The organism is Thalassospira marina, from assembly GCF_002844375.1.
GTDB classification, from domain to species: Bacteria; Pseudomonadota; Alphaproteobacteria; order Rhodospirillales; family Thalassospiraceae; genus Thalassospira; species Thalassospira marina.
Genome location: NZ_CP024200.1, coordinates 317156 through 338460 on the forward strand (window position 1 = coordinate 317156; position 21305 = coordinate 338460).

Consider the following 21305-nt stretch of genomic DNA (forward strand, 5'->3'; position numbering starts at 1 on the left):
AAGTCCGATAGTTCCAAAAGCGGGAAATCCGTAAGCATTGCCGCAGCTGTTGGTGTTGGCGTCAATAGCCGCAAAAGCATTGCCACCATCGATGATGGTGCATCCGACAGCACAAAGACCCTGTCTTCCGACAGTACGATTGATGTTACCTCGAAAAATGATGCTAACGCGCAAACGCGCGGTACGGGTGCAGCCGTTCTGTCTGATACCGGTATTGCCGTGGGTGTTGCCGTAACTGCAACCAACCACGAAACCACGGCCAAGCTGGGTGATTACACCACAATTTCCGGCTCGACCGGGGTCAATGTTACCGCGCAATCCACGCAAAATCAGGCCGATGATTTTGCCAATAAACTGATGGCCGAGGCCATCGCCGGTGCCGGTGCCAAGAAATTGGGTGTTGCCGGCGCGCTTAGCGTGATCAACACCGACAATGACAGCAGTGCCACCCTTGGCAAAAATGTTGATGTGACGTCAACCGGTGCGGTCCAGGTGACGTCAAGCGAGAAAAACCACATTGTGTCGCGTGCGCTTGCCGCCAGCGTCAGTGTCGGGGCACAGGCCAGAACCGCCGTTGGTGCGACATTCGCGCTGATCAATGCGGGCAATACCAACAAGGCCCTGGTTGATGAAGGTGCCAAAATCACCACCACCGGCGATGTGATGGTTTCGGCGAAAAACCTGCGTCAGTCCGAAAGCAGTTTTGGTTTTGACGGGGATTATTCCCTGCTTAACCCGACCTCGGTTTTCCAGACGTCGAACTATTACACCGAAGCACTCGCCGGTGCTGCCTCGACAGGTAATACAGCCCTTTCCGGTTCGTTCTCGGTTACGGTTACGCAAAACGAAACGTCGGCTGAAATTGCCAAATCGGCCACGATCAGCGCCGATGATATTACCCTGACCGCCGAAAACCGCCAGAATGCCCGCACCCTGGGCGGTGCCATTGCCGTTTCCAAGCAGACCGGTGTTGGCATTACGCTTAATGCCATGGTTCTGTCCGATACGGTTACGGCACGGTTGGGGACGTCGGGTGCCACCACCGGTGCCAGCCTGACCTCGACAGGGGATGTGGCCATCAGTGCCAAGGCCGAACAGGACCTTGGGTCGATCGTGGTTGCCGGTGCAGGCGGGGTAAATGGCACGGCTGTTGGGGGTGCGGTTGGCATTAATGTCATCCAGACCGAAGCGATTGCCGATGTTGCGGCAAAATCGACCATTTCGTCGGCCAAGGGTGCCAGCGTGGGTGCCACCAGTGCTACGGGCATCAGTACCTTTGTTGGTGGTATTGCCTTTAGCGGCCAGACGGGCGTGGGGGCTGGGCTGGCAACCAACCTTATTTTGGCAAAAACCGCTGCATCGATTGGGGATTCCGCCAATGTTTCGGCGGCCAATGCCATTGAAGTTGATGCCAATGCCAGCGAGGATATTTCCTCGGCCACGGTCAGTGCGGCAGGATCCACCGGGGGCACAACGGTTGCCATTACCCTGGGTGCCAATACGGTTAAAAGCGATACATCGGCCACCATTGGCAATGATGCATCGCTAAATGCGGCAAATGCAGCAGGCACGCGCAGCATTTCCGTTACCGCCAGGGATAAAACCGATATTGGCAATATCATGGGGGCGGGGGCCTTTGGGTCGGGCACCGGTGTTGGCGGTGTGCTGGCCAGCAACGCCATTGCCAAAACCACCCGTGCGGTCCTGAATGGTACGGCAAAGGCCGATACCAACATCGTCGTGACCGCCAATAGCGAACAGAATATCACCGCCCTGTCGCTGGGTGTTGCATTGACCGGTGGTACTGCCATTACCGGCTCGGGCGCGCTGGCGCTGGTTGATAATACAACCACCGCTGTTATCGGCGAACGTGACGAAAATGATGGTGATAGCGTTTCGCGCGCAACCGTTACCAGCACCGGCAATATCGCCATTCATGCCAGCGATGAAACCGATGCGCTTGTTATTACTGGCTCGGGTGCGGGCGGCGGTGGCAACGCCGGTGGTGCATCGCTTGGCGTAACCACCTTTATTGGTGAAACGACCGCCTATATTGGCCGTAACGCCAATGTCACGGCCTTTGGTAATTCCGCATCGGGCCTGGATGTGATGACGGGTGGTGTCACCCTTTCTAGTGCTTTGTTTGGCGGCTATTCCGATCTGGATACCGATAGCGCGGGCAGCAAGCTGCAATCAACGTCCGATGGTGCCCTGGCGCTGAATTCATCATCGATTGATGATCTTAAAGACGGTGCCTTCAAGAAAACCCTGACGACGGAAAACCGTAAGGGGCTGTCGGTTACGGCCTATTCTGACCAGGATATTGCCAATTTCGCCGCAACGGGTGCCGCCGGTGGCGGTAATGCCGTTGCCGGTGCGGTTGCTGTTGGTGTCGTTTCCGATACTACCAAGGCCTATATTGATGACGGTGCGAAAATCAACCAGGCAAGCGGCACAGCGGGGGCGGCACAAACCGTTACCCTGCAGGCCCAGGGCGATACCCTGTCACTTGATGTGGCGGGTGGTGTTGCCGTAGGTGGCGGCAACGCCATTGGCGGTGCGATTGACAGCTTGACGCTCAGCAAAACCACCAGCGCCTATATCGGGCAGGGTGCGGTCGTTACCTCGGCTGATGATATATTGGTTGCTGCCGATCAGGCGACCCATGCCATTTCGGTTGCCGCCAATATTGCCGCGGCCGGCAATGCAGGTGTGGGGGCATCGCTTTCGGTGCTGGTCGCATCCAATACCACGCTGGCCTATATTAATGGCCTGGTAAATACCGGCGGTGATCTGTCGATTGATGCCGATACCGACACAACCTTTATCCAGGTTGCCGGGCAAATCAGTGCGGGTGGATCTGCCGGTGTCGGCGGCGCGCTGGGTGTTTCAGTGCTGGATAATACCACCAAGGCCTATACCGATACCCACGCCCAAACCAATGCCAAAGGCAAAACCAAAATTGCCGCCAGCGGCCATGAAGAAGAATATGCCGCCGTTGTCGCCGGTGCCGGTGGCGGCAGTGCCGGTGTGGCCGGTTCGGTGCGTGTGGGTGTGCATACCTCGACCACACAGGCCTATGCAGCAGGTAAGGTAAACCAGAACAGTGATTATTCCATTACCGGTCAGAATGTCGACATTGATGCCGAAAGCTTTGTGCGACTGGTTAGCGTAACGGGGGGCCTTGGCGGTGGTGGTGTTGCCGGTATTGGCGCGGCGGCAGACGTGGTTATTTTGCGTAATAACGCCAATGCCTTTATCGGTGCCGGAAGCCAGGTTTCGGCCCATGACAGCATTTCCCTGAATGCCACATCGGAAAAACAGTTGTTGCAGCTTGGCGTCGCTGGTGCCGCAGGCGGGCAGGTTGGTGTTGCCGGTGCGCTGACGGTTGCATTCCTGGGGGGCATTGTTGATGACGATGCCAAATCCCGCCTTTCCAGCAATGATAGCGAAAATGAAGGCAATACCTGGTCCGCCGCTGACGATGCGACCAATAAAAATCTGATCGGCAATGCCCTTGGTGATCGCGACGAAGCCAAGGCAGCAAACGATGCCGCTGCTGCGCAACGCAGCAAAACCCAGATCACTGATGATTTCGACGCAACGGCCGAAGCATCGCGTAATGATACCAAGGCATTTGTTGGCCAGGGCGCAACGGTTTATTCCGGTTCGACCATTGATATCAATTCGTCCGATACCTCCAAGGTTATTGCCGGAACCCTCGCTGTTGCCGGTAGTGGTGGTGTTTCGGTTGGCGGTGGCATTACCATCACCACGGTTGATAGTTCGGCACAATCCTATATTGCCAGCCAGGCGGCGGTTGATGCCGTTAATGCCATTTCAATCAAGGCTGCCAGCCACGATAACGTCATTAACGCTGCTGCGGCAGGCGGTGGTGCGCTTTATACTGCCATTAACGGGTCGGTTGCGATTACCACCCTTCTGTCCGATGCGTCGGCCTATATCGGCGATGATGCCCTGGTAAACCAGGATGATGACTTTACGGCGGGCGATAGCCAGGATGTTATTCTGGATGCCAAAAGCGACAGCAATGTCATTACCGTTAGCGGGGCTGCAGGCGGGGCGATTGTGGGTATTGGTGCGGCGGCCAACGTCACCACCATTGCCAAGGAAACCCACGCCTGGATTGGCGAGGACGCCAAGGTTGATGCCAACCGCAATGTGACGGTTGATGCCAATTCGGATGATAATATCGTTGCAGTAACGGTCAGTGTGCAGGGCGGTGCCGTGGGTGCCGGTGGCACGGCGGCGGTTAATACCGTTGTGTCGGACACGGCGGCGCGCGTGCTTGAAGGGGCCAGTGTCAATGCCAACGGCAATATGCGTGTTCAGGCCCTGAACGACGTTGAACTGGACGATATTTCAACATCCGTTGCCGTGGGCGGGGCGGCCCTTGGTGGTGTTGTTTCGGTTAACACCATTTCGGCGACAACCGAAGCCACCATTGCCGATGATGCGATATTGAATGTTTTGGGCAATGGCACGGCGATTTCTATTGCGGCCGACGGCGGTACACGTGCAGAAACCAACGAAGTTGCCCTTGCCGAAACCACCCAGACCAACGAAGACGACAGCACCCTTAAGGTTTCTGCCGTTGATGTTGACCGTTCAACACTGACACGCAACACATCCACCATTAGCGGCCTGGCCGTGGTGGCCCGTTCGGATCAGGATGTAACGGCATTGCCGATCAGTGCGGGGGCCAGTGCGGCTGGTGCGCTTTCGGGCGTGGCATCGGTTAACGTCATTGCCGGTACAACCAAGGCTGAAATTGGCGCAGCAACGATCAACGCGATTAATACCGGTGCATCCAGTGCGCAGGATGTTTTGGTCGCGGCCTATGACAGCACCGACCTGTCAACCGTGCCGGTTACGGCGGCGGTTACCGGTTCTGGCCCGGCGGTTAGTGCGGCGGCAGCCACCAACGTTATTTCCAAAACCCTGACCGCGCGTATGGGCGGCACGGTAACGGCGAAGGACGATATCGTTGTTTCGGCGGTATCGGATCAGGACCTTTCCAGCATCACGGCCAATGGCGCGGCAAGTGCTGTGGCCGGTGCCAACCTGTCGGTTGGTGTTGATGTGGTTGATAACACCGTTCTTTCCGAAATTGCCGATGGCACAACGGTTACCAATGGCGATGATCTGACGGTCAGCGCCAAGGAAACCAGTGACTTTAACCAGACCATTGGTTCGGCGTCTGTCGCGGGTGTTACGGCTGCGGGTGGCTCGATTGGTGTGGCGGTTTCGTCTTCTGAAATCACTGCCCGTATTGGCAAAAACGCCGTTATCAATTCGGACGGTATTATTGATGTCAGTGCCAATTCCATTCAAAACCTGATGCAATATAACGTTGCCGGTGGGGCATCGGCCGGGTTGGCCATTCAGGGTGCAATCAGCGTGCGTACCGCAACGGTGCAAACCCTGGCCGAAATTGGCGATGGCGCAAAAATCAACCAGACGACGGTGACAGGTGCTGATGACCAGGCCGTTAATGTGTCGGCCACAAACAGCCTGACCGTCGGTGGGGCAGCGGGTGCTGGTGCCATTGGCGGGGTGGCCGGTATTGGCTTTGGCATGGACATTGCCGTGGCGCGCAACGCCACCACCGCACGCATTGGTGCAAACACGCAGGTCACGGCAAAGGATGATGTTTCTGTTACTGCCAGCGCGGAAAAAGACATTTCCGCAACCGGCATCGCTGCTGCTGGCGGGCTAAGTGCGGGTGTCGCCGGTTCCGTTGCCATTGCCGTTCTTGGGGGCGATGCAGACAGCCGCGGTACGGACCAGCTGACATCGGATAATGGCAGCATCAGCAGCCAGGTAAATGCCGAGGCCGGGAAGGATCGCAGTGCGGATCTTTCCACTTCCGATGCGGGGGCACTGGCACATTCCAAGGCGGGTGATGCCAATAGCGACCGCACCACGGCCAAATCCAAAACCCAGAATGTCATGGCACCGCTTAGTTCTGACAATGTCAGCTATGACGATGGTGTTTCAGCGGTTGTTGATAACAATGCCACCATCAAGGCGGGCGGCGATATTAACATCAAGGCAAATGATGCCAGCCGCGTTCGCGCCTTTGCCGGGGGTGCCGCCGTTGGCACCGTTGGTGTTGGTGGCTGGGTCGCGGTTGCCAGCATGGGTACTACGGCCCAGGCATTGGTCGGCCAGAATGCCGATCTTGATGCCGGTAACACGATTACGATTTCGTCTGACCTGAAGGACAAAACCGACCGTTCGATTGCCGAAGCCTATGGCGCGTCGGCCGGGGCTGTTGGTGTCAGTGCAACCATTGCTGTTCTGGATCGTTCCACCACCACCCAGTCCCTGATTGGCAGTGGTGCCAGTCTTCTGGCTGATGATGCGATTTTGATCACCTCGAAAAATACTTCGGGTGGGCAAACGCGCGCAATTGCCGGGGCGGCGGGCTTTGCCGCAGCGGGTATTTCGGTGGCGGTTACAAAATCCGATGATGATGTAAAATCTGAAATCGGTGCCAATGCCAAACTTGGTACCAAGGCCGATCCTGCCAGCGACATTACCCTAAGTGCCACCAATGGCGGCAGCTTTGATGCCTATTCCGTTGGTGCGGCCCTTGGCCTTGTTGGGACGGGTGCCGGTGCCAGTGCCACGGTGGACCTGGATGGCGATACAACGGCCAAGGTCGGTTCTGGCGCGATTATTTATAGTGACGGTGACGTTGTTGTTTCCGCGATTGACCAGCCCGATGTCAGCTCGGAGGCAGTTGGTGCCGCGCTTAGTGCAGGTTACAGCCTGGGTGTTTCACTTTCGCAGGCATTGCTGGATCGCAATATCATCACGCTGGTTGATAACAATGCCAGCATCACCGCAGACAGCATTTCGCTGAAGGCGGAGATGCTTAAGGCATCTGCCGGTAATAACGTGGATTCCAAGGCCATCGCGGGCAGCGGCGGGCTTCTGGTTGGTGCGGCGGGTTCTTCGGCCGTGACCACCATGAATGTTGATGTTTCGGCATCAACGGGCAGCAATGCAAAGCTTCTGGGTATTGAACGCACCCAGACCGATGAAAACAATGTGACCACCGCCGTTGCCGACCACGGCATTTCCGTCTACGCGCACAACGCAGCTGCCGCCGAAGGCCGCGCCATTGGTGTGACCGCCGGGGCGATTGCCCTTGGCGCGCATAGTGCTGTTGTCGATGCCGATACTACCTCCAAAGCCCTGCTTGGTGCCGGTACAACCGCCACCACCATGGCAGACCTTTCGATCACCTCGCTTGGTGAAGAACATGTTTATGGCGATACGGTTTCGGGTGCGGGTGGCGTTGGCGTTGCCCAGGCCGGTTTGACCGATGTTGACCTGAACAGCACGGTTCAGGCAGGCACCCTTGACAGCTCATCGCTGACCACCCTGCGGGCGGATGGCACAACAACCATCACCGCCACCTCCAATGGCAAATATGACGGCAAAATAGATACCACCGGTGCGGCCTTGGCACAGGCTGCTGCCGGTGCGCTGATTGTCGATGGCACCAGCAATGTCTGGGCGGGCTTTGGCGCGAAAACTGGGCTTAAAACCCATCAATTGTCGTTGCTGGCGCTAAACCAGCTTAGCAAGGATCTGGTATCGGATTCCAACTTTAAAACCAGCCAGGGTGGCGGGTTTAACATGGCTGTTGGTGTTTCCAGCGGCACCATGAATGCGGCAACAAATATTGGCATTGGCGCAAATTCCAACATTTACGTTTACGGCACATCCGCCGATCAGGGCGGTGCCTCGGTTCAGGCCCTGACCAAAGTTACCGTCGATGACGAAGCAAGTTTTGACAGCGGTGGTCTGATCAGCGCGCCAATTGCCACTACCATTCAAACGGCGAATATCGGCAGCAATGTTTCAATGGGCAGTAATGCCAATTTTGAAACCCAGGCCGGTGACCTGGTTATTGCCGCACGAAGTGACGCCACGATGAGCGCGCGTGCACGTTCCGTTACCTATGGTTTTGCCGGTGCTGCCGGGGGTGTTTCCAAGGCAACAGTTACCGCCAATGATGCGGTGACTGTTGGGTCGTCTACCAACCTGATCGGTGTTGGTGAAGTTGAAATTTATGCTGGTGCCGATGCAACCGGCCTTGGCATTATTGAAAGCAAGGCCGATACGCGCCTGTTTAACAAAACCGCCATTTCCATTCCCACCCCGCCCACGGCGGATGCCAAAGCCACCCATAACAGCAATGTCACCATTGCGTCGGGTGCGCTGGTCGCATCGGCGAAGGATCTGCGTGTTCAGGCAACCGAAGGCCACCTGTTTGCCAATGGCGTGGGCCGGGCAACCGACCTTGCCAAAAAGGCACTGGAAGCCATTGGCGAAGTTTTTGGTGGTGATACCGAAGGTTCGCTTGAAGTTGTGGGCGGCACCAGCAAGAACGAAGGCGTTGGCGGCATCACTGTGGACGGCGAATTGCGGACCGGTATCCGCAATAAACGCTACATCACCTTTGGCACCGATTTCAGTTCCTATGTTGCCGATGCCAACGGCAATATGGTCCGTTATTATCCCAGCTACGATACGGAAAATAACCAGTGGGTTCTTGCGGTTCAGGACCCCGATAACCCTTCGGTTCCGAAAATCATCAAGGTTTTCACCCCGGAAGAAATCAGCGAAGGCATGGGCTTTAGCATCCTTGCCGACCAGAATCTTGGACAAAGCCTGCAGGCTGAAGTTTCGCGCCTGGAAAACGTTCTTCTGCGGTATGGCAGCTCGTCTGATGCCAACAGCCAGCAGATCAAAAGCGATATCAATGCCCGCCTGACCATTCTGCGGGCGGCGATTGCCAGCCGTAAATCTGACAGCTATGTCGACGTTATCCAGATTGACCCGACCGAAGCCGCAACCGGCAATGTCGAACTGTTTTCGGATTACGTTGTTGGTTCGGGCAAAATCAACAGCCCGGGCGATGCCGAAATCAAGATCATCAACAATTCGCCCATGCCGATCCGTATTACGGAAATGACCATCCCCGATGAACTGGGTGGCAATATTCTGTTTAACGGTCAGTCGGTGCTGACGGCGACGGATATCAATGCCCGCAATACCGATGCGGTTGGTACGGCATCGATGGAAATGGTCAGTTCCGTTTCTTCTGATGAACCGCAAATCATTATTGAAAACAACTTTGATCCGGCATCTGGCGTCTATAACCCGGGGAACAAGCTCGATATCGCGGCACCCGATGTTATCCTTGCCGGTCAGATCAACAATATTAACGGCCTGATCAAGGTCAGCAGCAGCAAGGGTTCGATCTATTCGGTCGCCAGCATGCGCGGCGCGACTGTCGAAATCTCAACGGGTGGTGATTTCGTCTTTGATTCCCCTGATACCCTGCTCAATATCGGTGCCCATCCCGATGCCGGTTTTTCGTCGCTTGTCAGCCAATATGAAAGCGGGTCTGCTACCAGTGGTTCCGCCAATAATGTCAGCCAGGCGGTTGATGATTCCAGCTCGACCATTGCGGCGAACAATGTCTTCATCAATGCCGATACCATCAATATCAATGGTGTGATCCAATCAGGCATTGCCGATAAGCAGATCGTTATTAACCAGTCGGATGTTGATGCCGCTTATATCGCGGGCGCTAATTCTGGTGCGCGCTATGTCGAGGTTAAAAATGTTGGCATCACCATGGGTTCGGGCCGCGTTGGCGTGGGGGGTATCCGCGCCGAACTGGACCGTGTAACGGGTGAAATCCGTATTCTTGATGCCAAGGTTGAAGGCGGAACGGTTCTTCTGAGCGGCCGTCTGGTTTCAACCGGGAACGGCAAAATCAACGTGATTGATGGCTATGGCCAGATCAACATCGTCAATAATTCCACCAGCACCGTGCGCCTGGATGATGTCGATACCGGTGGTATCGAAGGCCAGATCACGCTGATCGACAAAAGCAAGAATAACGGCAAGGGCCTGGCACTTGTTACCCGTTATGAACGCCTTGGCGATGACATAACCCAATATAGCAATATCAACCTCGATAGCTCGCAGGCGACCACGCTTGTTTCGACGACGGATAATTCCCGCTCGACGTCCTATAGCATGCAGGAAGATATGCGCTATTACTGGATGGCGGGTAAATCGACCACCACCCAGACAGAAAAGCAGTATAAAAAGCAGCAGAAAAGCCTGTTTGGCTTCATTCCGATTTCCGAACGCTCCTTTACGGATTCAAACCTGGTTTCGGGCTATCCAAAGGAACAGCAGCTTAGCGAAGCAGAACTGCCGTCAGGCGATTATGTCGCCCAGCATTCCGGTCTTGCGGACTACACCTTTAATTCCGCCGATGAAACCACCTCGAACCGCCAGATCTATCAGGGTGATTCTGAACGCAGCTGGGGCAGTGACTGCGCCTGGTTTGTGTGTTTCTCGCGGACTTATGAATTCACCCGTACCACCATTACCGAAACCGGTACCAACACCTATTATTACCACTCGGTTGCGGCAGATAAGCCGATCAGCATCAACTTCATCGGCTATGACCAGGGCAAGGTTGATGTCACCTCCAAGGGCAGCATTGCGCTTGGCGGCAATCTCAGCAATGTCGGTGGTGCGACAACCCTGACCTCGCAACTGGGTGATATTTACAGCGATGGTGGTGCTGTTCAGTCGGGCAATCTGACGCTGTCGGCAACAAGCGGTTCTGTCGGCCGGGCGGATAACTACCTTAACCTCATCCAGAAACAGGGTGACGTTGTTTCGGTATCATCGGGTAAAAACATCTATCTTGATGCCCCGGGCGGCAGCCTTGTTCTTAGCGGTTTGAATGCGGGCAGTGGCTCCATCGGCCTGCGTGCAGATTTTGATATTATCACCTCGGGCAATGGCGTTATCAAAGGCCGCGATATCGAACTCGTGGCGCGAAACGGGCGTATCGGCACCAGTGATGGCGTTCTTCGGGTGGATACCGATGCCGCCAATGGCGGTAAACTGACGGCCAAGGCCGCACGTGGTGATATCAATGTCGAGGAAACATCAGGTGATCTGATCGTCAACCGGATCGAAACGGTCGGCGATGTTTCGATCAAGGTCAGTACTGGCAGCCTGATTGACGGCAATATTGACGAAACCGAAGACACCGACACTACCCAGCAGCTGCTTGACCTGTTTGACAGCCTTGATCTGATGGGGGCGGATGCCGACGCCAAAAAGGATGCGCAGGTCAAAGCCTATGAGACCGAGCAGGAATCGCTTTATGACGATTACTTCTCGATGCGGAATCTTAAAAAGGACGGTAACGGCGATTATGTTGCTGATGCCGCCAATGCTGACTTTACCTACACCGTTAGCGATACCGAACGTGCAAGCCTGATTGATGCCGGCCTTGATGATGAAAAAATCCAGGCCTATGCTGACCGGCAAACGGAACGTTACCAGACGGCTTTCAAGAAATTTGGTGATGCCACCTATGATGCAGGCTTCACCTATAGCGCAACGTCCGATGAAATTGCAGCCGTAACCGATGGTTACAAATGGACGCAAAATGAACTGACCAACCTGCTGCCGTCCTTTGCCTTCAAGGAAACGACGGACACCACCACCGTGGTTGAAACCGCCAACGTTTCGGCGCGAAATGTCTCGATTGATGTGTCGGGCAGCATGGGCAGCCACAAGGGCGATATCGTTCTTGACCTGACCAAGTCCAACGAACTGACCGATGACGTCAAGGTGGCGATGGCCGCGGCTGAACGTGACGATATCATCCGTGATGATACCAACCACACCCTGACAATCGTTCAGCGCGAAGATTTCGACATCGACGCCAAGGGAACCACCACCATCAAAGCCGGTGGCGATATCTTCCTTGGCTCGGAAAGTGACATCAACGTCTTTAATGCTTCGGGCAAGGAAATCCGCGTCAAAATTGCCGGTTCCATCACCGATGGCCGGGCTGGCGATGCCGCCAACTTTGAAGGCGACCGGATGATCTTTGAGGCCAGTGACGGCCATATCGGGACCGCCGATGCGCCCATCGTCATTGACCAGACCGGCACCAGCCTGCTGACCGCGCGCGCAGCAGATGACATTTACATTCACGAACGCAGCGGCAATATTTATGTCGATGGCATTTTCTCCAGCCACAACGTCAATCTGACCGCCGATGATGGCAGCATCCTTGATGGTGCCAGCGACAATATCGCCGATATCGTTGCCCAGTCAGTCACGCTTTCGGCCTCCAAGGGTATTGGCAGCAGTGGGACCGGCGGTGCGCTTGATGTGGGTATCAGCAGCGTTTCGGGCAGCTTGACGCTGACCACAAATGATGGCGGGGCCTATATTTCCGGGCCAGGCCGCTCGATCGCGCTTGGTATCGTCAATGTCAAAGGCGTGTTCGATGTCAGTGCTGACAACGGCATCACGCTTCGTGACACCGTTAACAGCAACGGCAATAATCAAAGCTACAGCTCGGCTGGCGATATCGTCATGCTCGCTGATGCTTCCGTTACGTCGGGCGGCGGCAATGTTTCCGTTACCGCAACCGGCAGCAAATTTACCCAGACGGATGGTGCATCCATCAATGCCGGGGCAGGGACCATCACGATCACGGCGGGCAGCGATGTTACCCTGGCGTCATTGATCACCAGCAACGCCACGGACAACGCAATTTCGATTGATGCTGACGGCCATATCATTGATGGCGGTGACACCGACGATGATATCACCAGCACCAGCGGTACTGGCCTTGTCACCCTGATTTCGGATGAAGGCATTGGCCGTGCCAACGCACTTGATACCAATGTCCGTCGCCTCTCTCTTGCCAACAGCGAAAGCGGCAAAATCCTGATCGAGGACAAGGGCACCCTTGTTCTGTCGGGCGGGAATATCGAAAGTGCGACGGCAAGCGAAATCACCAGCCAGGGAGATCTGACTGTTTCAGGTGCCTTCACCTCGAAAGGTACCATCGCGCTTACCGCACAATCTGGCGGGTCGATTGCGATACAGGGCGCTGTTACCAGCGAAAGCACCCTGATCTCGCTTATTGCTGATAAAAATATCAGCATGACGGGAACGGGCAGCCTGGCATTGGGTGCCCCGGAAGGCGCGATCACCCTGCTTGCAGCCAAGGCCGGGCAGAATGGCGGTTTCATTAGCCAGGCTGACGGCGCCGTGATTGATGCTGTTGATGGTACCATCAGCCTGCAGGCAGATGGCGACATTGGTATTGCCCGTGTTGTCACAACAAACGCCACGTCGGATGCGATCAAAATCACCAGCGCCAATGGTGCCATCACCGATAGCGGTGACAGCGGTATCGATATCGAAGCCAATGCTGACGGTGCGATTGTTACCTTGTCTGCGGCGAATGGTATCGGTGCGGCAAATGCGCTTGAAACCAGTATTGATACGGTTGATGCCACCAACACCACGGCCGGGGCGATCCGGCTTTCGGATGCGGCATCGCTTAAGGTTGGCACCATCAGCCAACAGGCGGCCAATGGTGCGGTCGAGGTCGCAGCCGCGAATTCGCTTGCTATTGGCAGAATCACCGGTCTTGACGCTGTCACGCTTAAAACCACCGGTGGCACCATTACCGATCAGGCAGCTGATAGCATCATGTCGGCGGCTCTTAATCTTGATGCCGGTGGCAATGTTCTGTTGCATACCAATGTTGGGACGCTTGATGACGTCAAAATCAGCAATGGTAAATTACAGCTCGAAAATAATGGCAATCTGACCATTAATCGCATTGCCCAAAACACCGCGCTTGTGGCAGATTCCGGTATTTCCATCATCAATGACGGCGATATTTCCCTTGCCAGTGGCAAGGGTGGGATTACGGCGACATCGGGCACGATCTATCTGAACGCCAAGAACGCTCACGACATCAAAATTGCCGCCAGCATCTCAACTGATGGCAGTAATATCGATCTGCTCGCCAGCAATGATCTGCGTCTTGATGGCGCGCTGACCAGTGTGACCTCGCAAAATGCCGGTAATGTCATGCTGACCGCCCAGAATGGCGACATCCTCATGGCGTCGCAAACCCTGGTTGATGGTGGTGCGGGCAAGGTGGACCTTACCGCCAGGCAGGACCTGACCATTGATCAGCTCAGCAGTACGGCAGGTAACATCACTGCCAAGGCTGAAAATGGCAAAGTTGTTATCAATAATACCATTTCCGGCGGTGCTGCCATTTCCATCACATCTGCGACCAGCATCGATTTTGCTGCTGCCGCTGCTGATATTTCAGCGACAGGTAATGGCGGTGTGGTGCTCTCGGCCCTTGCGGGCAATATCACGCAGATAAATGGTTCCACCATCGATGGCGGTTCGGGGACGGTCGGTCTAACCGCACAAGCCAGCCTGATCCTTGATCAGGTGAAAACCAGCGGCGCTGCAATCACGCTTGTCGCCCAAACCGGTTCTGTCACCGCGAAGGATTTCATCACCACCAGCAACGCCAGGGTTGGTATCTCGGCTGAACAGAATGTTGGTTTTGACAATGAGGAAGCCGATGTTGTCTCGACGGGTAGCGGTGAAGTCGAAATCATTGCCACCAAGGGCAATATCACGCAGGCCGACGGTTCAACCATCGACGGTGGCAGTGACAATGTCATATTGACGGCGGGTGACAGCCTGACACTCGATCAGGTTCAAACCACTGGTGCGGAAATTGCGATCACTGCACAGACTGGCTCGGTCACGGCGAAGGATTTCATCTCCACCAGTGCTGCCAAAATTGGTATCACGGCGGCCCAAAATATTGGTTTTGATAATGAGGAAGCCGATGTTGTCTCGACAGGCAGCGGTGAAGTCGAAATCATCGCCACGGCTGGCAATATCACCCAGGCCGATGGTTCAACCATCGACGGTGGCAGCGACAAAGTCACACTGACGGCGGGTGATAGCCAGACGCTTGATCAGGTCAAAACCACTGGTGCGGATATCGCAATTACCGCGCAGACTGGCTCTGTCACGGCGAAGGATTTCATCACCACCAGTGCTGCCAAGATTGGTATCACTGCGGCCCAAAATGTCGGTTTTGATAATGAGGAAGCCGATGTTGTCTCGACGGGAAGCGGTGAAATTGAAATCATCGCCACGGCTGGCAATATTACCCAGGCCGATGGCTCGACCATCGATGGTGGTAGCGACAAGGTCACGTTGACGGCGGGTGCTAGCCAGACGCTGGATCAGGTCAAAACCGTTGGTGCGGATATCGTAATTACCGCGCAGACTGGTTCTGTCACGGCGAAGGATTTCATCACCACCAGCAATGCTAATATCGGCATTACAGCAGCACAGAATGTGACGCTGTTTAATGATGAAGCGGATGTGACCTCGACTGGTTCGGGTGATGTGAGCATCACGGCAACGGCGGGTGATCTATATCAGGAAGATGAAAGCACGATTGATGGTGGCACTGGCAAAGTTACCCTGACCGCAGGCAAAAAGGTTACGCTCGATCAGGTCCAGACGACGACCTCGGCCATTGCCATTACGGCACAGGACGGTGACGTTGTTGCCAATGACTTCATCAAAACCTCCGATGCCACGATTGATATTACCGGCGACAATGATGTGTCCTTCACCAATGGCCTCTCTGACGTTACGTCGTCGGGCACCGGTGCGGTAACGATCATTGCGACCAAGGGCGATATCACGCAGGCCGATGGTTCAACCATCGACGGTGGTAGCGACAAGGTTACGTTGACGGCGGGTGATAGCCAGACGCTGGATCAGGTCAAAACCACTGGTGCCGATATTGCGATTACCGCACAGACTGGCTCGGTTACGGCGAAAGACTTCATCACCACCAGCAATGCCAATATCGGCATTACGGCAGCACAGAACGTGACGCTGTTTAATGGTGAAGCGAATGTAACTTCGACCGGTTCGGGTGATGTAACGATCACCGCCACGGCGGGTGATCTTTATCAGGAAGATGAAAGCACCATTGATGGTGGCACTGGCAAAGTCACCCTGACGGCAGGCAACAAGGTCACGCTTGACCAGGTCCAGACGACGACCTCGGCGATCAAGGTTACGGCGCAAGGCAGCGAAGTTGTCGCCAATGACTTCATTAAAACGTCGGATGCCGCGATTGAGATTACCGGCGACAATGATGTTTCCTTTACCAATGGCCTGTCTGACGTTACGTCGTCGGGCACCGGTGTAGTTACCATTATTGCTACCAAGGGTGATATTACTCAGGCCGATGGATCAACCATCGACGGTGGCAGCGACAAGGTCACACTGACGGCAGGAGATAGCCTGACACTCGATCAGGTTCAAACAGCTGGTGCAGATATCGTCATCACGGCGCAGAACGGCTCTGTCACCGCGAAAGACTTCATCACCACCAGCAATGCCAATATCGGCATTACGGCTGCACAGAATGTGACGCTGTTTAATGATGAAGCGGATGTCGCATCGACCGGTTCGGGTGATGTGAGCATCACCGCCACGGCGGGTGATCTCTATCAGGAGAATGCCAGCACCATTGATGGTGGCACCGGCAAAGTTACCCTGACGGCAGGCAAAAAGGTTACGCTTGATCAGGTCCAGACGACGACTTCAGCCATTGCCATTACGGCGCAAGGTGGCGACGTTGTTGCCAATGATTTCATCAAAACCTCCGATGCCGCGATTGAGATTACCGGCGATAATGATGTTTCCTTTACCAACCTGCTGTCTGACGTCACGTCATCGGGCACCGGTGCGGTAACGATCATTGCGACCAAGGGCAATATCACCCAGGCCGACGGTTCGACCATCGACGGTGGTAGCGACAAGGTCACGTCGACGGCGGGTGATAGCCTGACACTCGATCAAGTTCAATCCACTGGTGCGGATATCGCAATTACCGCACAAACTGGCTCGGTCACCGCGAAAGACTTCATCACCACCAGCAATGCCAATATCGACATTACGGGCGCACAGAATGTGACGCTGTTTAATGGCGAAGCAGATGTGACCTCGACTGGTTCGGGTGATGTGAGCATCACGGCAACAGCGGGTGATCTCTTCCAAGAGAATGACAGCACCATTGATGGCGGTACGGGCAAGGTTACCCTGACAGCAGGCAACAAAGTCACGCTTGATCAGGTTCTGACGACGACTTCAGCCATTGCCATTACGGCGCAAGGTGGCGACGTTGTTGCCAATGATTTCATCAAAACCACTGACGCCGCGATTGAGATTACCGGCGATAATGATGTGTCCTTCACCAATGGCCTTTCTGACGTCACGTCGTCGGGAACCGGTGCGGTAACGATCATTGCCACCAAGGGTGATATCACGCAGGCCGACGGTTCGACCATCGACGGTGGTAGCGACAAGGTCATGTTGACGGCGGGTGCTAGCCAGACGCTGGATCAGGTCAAAACCACTGGTGCCGATATTGCGATTACCGCACAGACTGGTTCTGTCACAGCGAAAGACTTTATCACCACCAGCGGCGCCAAGATTAGTGTTACTGCGGCCCAAAGTGTTGGTTTTGACAATGAGGAAGCCGATGTTGTCTCGACGGGAAGCGGTGAAGTCGAAATCATTGCCACCAAGGGCAATATCACCCAGGCCGACGGTTCAACCATCGACGGAGGTAGCGATAAGGTCACGCTGACAGCTGGTGATAGCCTGACACTCGATCAGGTTCAAACCGCTGGAGCGGATATCGCAATTACCGCACAGACTGGTTCGGTCACGGCGAAAGACTTCATCACCACCAGTGCGGCCAAAATTGGTATCACTGCGGCCCAAAATGTCGGTTTTGATAATGAGGAAGCCGATGTTGTCTCGACGGGAAGTGGTGAAGTCGAAATCATCGCCACGGCGGGTAACATCACGCAGGCCAATGGCTCCACCATCGACGGTGGTAGCGACAAGGTCACGTTGACGGCGGGTGATAGCCAGACGCTGGATCAGGTTAAAACCGCTGGTGCAGATATCGTCATCACGGCGCAGAACGGCTCTGTCACCGCGAAAGACTTCATCACGACCAGCAATGCCAATATCGGCATTACGGCAGCACAGAATGTGACGCTGTTTAATGATGAAGCGGATGTGACCTCGACTGGTTCGGGTGATGTAACCATCACTGCCACGGCGGGTGATCTCTATCAAGAGAACGACAGCACCATTGATGGTGGCACGGGTAAAGTCACCCTGACGGCAGGCAAAAAGGTTACGCTTGATCAGGTCCAGACGACGACTTCAGTGATCAAGGTTACAGCACAGGGCGGCGACGTTGTTGCCAATGACTTCCTCAAAACCTCCGACGCTACGATTGAGATTACCGGCGACAATGATGTGTCCTTCACCAATGGCCTGTCTGACGTCACGTCGTCGGGCACCGGTGCGGTAACGATCATTGCCACCAAGGGTGATATCACGCAGGCCGATGGCTCGACCATCGACGGTGGCAGCGACAAGGTCACACTGACAGCAGGTGATAGCCAGACGCTGGATCAGGTTAAAACCGCTGGTGCAGATATCGTCATCACGGCGCAGAACGGTTCGGTCACGGCGAAAGACTTCATCACCACCAGCAATGCCAATATCGGCATTACGGCAGCACAGAATGTGGCGCTGTTTAATGCTGAAGCGGATGTCACCTCGACCGGTTCGGGTGATGTAACCATCACCGCCACGGCGGGTGATCTTTATCAGGAAGATGAAAGCACCATTGACGGCGGTACGGGCAAAGTAACCCTTACTGCAGGCAAGAAAGTCACGCTCGATCAGGTCCAGACGACGACCGCAGCGATCAAGGTCACGGCACAGGGCGGTGATGTTGTTGCCAATGACTTCATTAAAACCTCCGATGCCGCGATTGAGATTTCCGGTGACAATGATGTGTCCTTCACCAATGGCCTGTCCGACGTTACGTCGAGCGGTACCGGTGCAGTTACCATCATCGCCACCAAGGGCGATATCACCCAGGCCGATGGTTCAACCATCGACGGTGGTAGCGACAAGGTTACGCTGACGGCAGGTGACAGCCAGACTCTGGATCAGGTTAAAACCGCTGGTGCCGATATCGTCATCACGGCGCAGAACGGTTCGGTCACGGCGAAAGACTTCATCACCACCAGCATCGCCAATATTGGCATTACGGCAGCACAGAATGTGACGCTGTTTAATGGTGAAGCGGATGTAACCTCGACTGGTTCGGGTGATGTGACGATCACCGCAACGGCGGGTGATTTTTATCAGGAAGATGAAAGCACGATTGATGGTGGTACGGGTAATGTCACCCTGAAAGCCGGAAATGAAGTGACCCTTGATCAGGTTCGCACCAACACCGCCAATATCACCGTTACGGCGTATAATGGATCCATTCTGGCGAATGATTTCATTCGTACCAAGGATGGTTCGATTACCCTGCTGGCGCATAAGGATGTGACCCTGAACAATCCGGAATCCGATGTGATTTCGGAAGCGTCGGGCAGCATTGATATTACTGCGACCACCGGCAAGATCGTGCAGAATGACGGGTCGGAAATTGACGGTGGCGATGGGCGTGTGTCGCTGACATCGGCACAGGATATGCGGATTGCAACATTGCGTACCGGTGCCGGTACAAGTGGCGCATCCTATGACGGTGTGACCCGCATGATCGGTATTTCGCTGCGGTCGATTTCGGGGACCATTTCGCTGGGTGAAATCAGCGCGACCAACCATATCGATATCGTGGCGGGCAATTCGATTGTTGAATCAAATGCCTTTGTTGATCACGGTAACGGGTCGGTACAGCTGACAACCGCCGTGCTGAAGGGGGATACGGTGGCAATGATCGCCGAGGGTGGCACCATTGGCACATCGGCATCCGATCGCTTTGAAGTGGAAACCACGGCACAGGATGGCAGCGAAATTGTGGTCGCCCGTGACCAGTTTGCCACCAAGCGCCGTTACACCACCCTGCAGGCCCGCGATGGCATTTACATGGCCGAGGTTAGCGGTGATCTGAGCGCGGATCGCGTAATTGCCGGAACGGCAAAGGGTGGCAGCAATGATAATGCCGAAATCGCCCTGGCCATTCGTAATGGCAGCAGCGATATCGGCACGATTTCGGCACCCGAAAAGATCGACATGCGTGCCAGTGGCCAGGATATCCAGATCGAGAACCTGACATCGCGCAATGCTGACCTGTATGTTGAAGGCAACGATGGCCGCCTGGATATTGAAAAAGGCAGCCTGGGTGAAAGCACGGTCATGGAAGCCCAGCATATTTCCCTGACCAAGCTGGAAAACTACGTTAATAGCGAACAGTTGCTGATGAAGGTGACGGGGCTGAATGGCAGCCTGGCACAGACGGTAAATGCCAATATCAGCGCACCGAAAAAGATCCAGTTTGATCTGTTGCGGACCAACAAGGCGGTATTTGATGTGCAGAGCGTTAAAACCCGTATCGTGACAGGGCAGATTACCGGTGACATGATCATGTCGCTGCCATTTGCAAAAATGCTGATGGATAACGTGACCCAGAAGATCCGCCTGGGATACGAGCTGCAACTGTTTGATAATAATACCTATTTCAACGAACTGTCGTTCGATGATACCGATTTCAACCTGCCGGTTGATACCCGTATCGTCACCATGGATGACAGCATCTTCCACGGGCCAATCGTGATTGACGACCCGGAAGACCGCATTGGCCGCATCACCGCAACCACGCCGACGGAAACGCCGCGCCCGACCACCAATACAGCGACAACCCCGGCACAAACCACCACGACAACAACCACCAATAACGTACCGGGGAACATCACCGTCGCATCGGGTAGCGTTGTTGGCCTTGGCCGCCCGGCAACTGGCGGGGGTGGCAGTGCCATTGTTACCGGGCAGGGCAGCACGCCGAGCAATAATGGCGGCTTCCAGAATGCAGTCTTCCAGCCGAGCCTTTCGGTTGGTAATCTGTCCCCGGCGACACCGGCATCAACAACCGGATCAGGGACAACACCAGTAGCGAATACACCGGCGAACACACCGGCAGCACCGACAAACACGGTAACACCGGGCACGGCAGGCGTGGCAGGCGCGGCAGGTAATACGCCGGCTGGCACGACGGGTACCACAGGTTCAACCGGCACGACTGGTACAAGCGGTGCTAACGGGGCGAATGGTGCTGGTGGGGCTGCTGCGGGTACAACGGGTGGCGCAGGGGCGATTGGAGCGGGGACCACAACCGGCCAGACCGATCCAAACGCCGATAGCGGCACCGGCAATGGTAACGGGTCTGACGAACAGGACCAGTAAAGGGTGAAGTGGCGGGTTTTCCGCCACTTCCATAAAAGACGATACGTGCATAA

Annotated in this window: 1 protein-coding gene; it reads left to right on the plus strand. The window is 55.3% G+C overall.

What is annotated here, in order from left to right; all coding sequences use genetic code 11:
• The first annotated feature begins 357 nt into the window (after positions 1–357).
• Positions 358–21252: a hypothetical protein gene (locus CSC3H3_RS21705; RefSeq protein WP_425444989.1), complete on the plus strand. Its 20895-nt coding sequence runs from the start codon at positions 358–360 to the stop codon at positions 21250–21252.
• Positions 21253–21305: the final 53 nt, after the last annotated feature.

What these genes read in the sequence shown, in the direction of transcription:
- CSC3H3_RS21705 (WP_425444989.1), top strand. Translation starts at nt 358, where the DNA reads ATGGCCGAGGCCATCGCCGGTGCCGGTGCCAAGAAATTGGGTGTTGCC.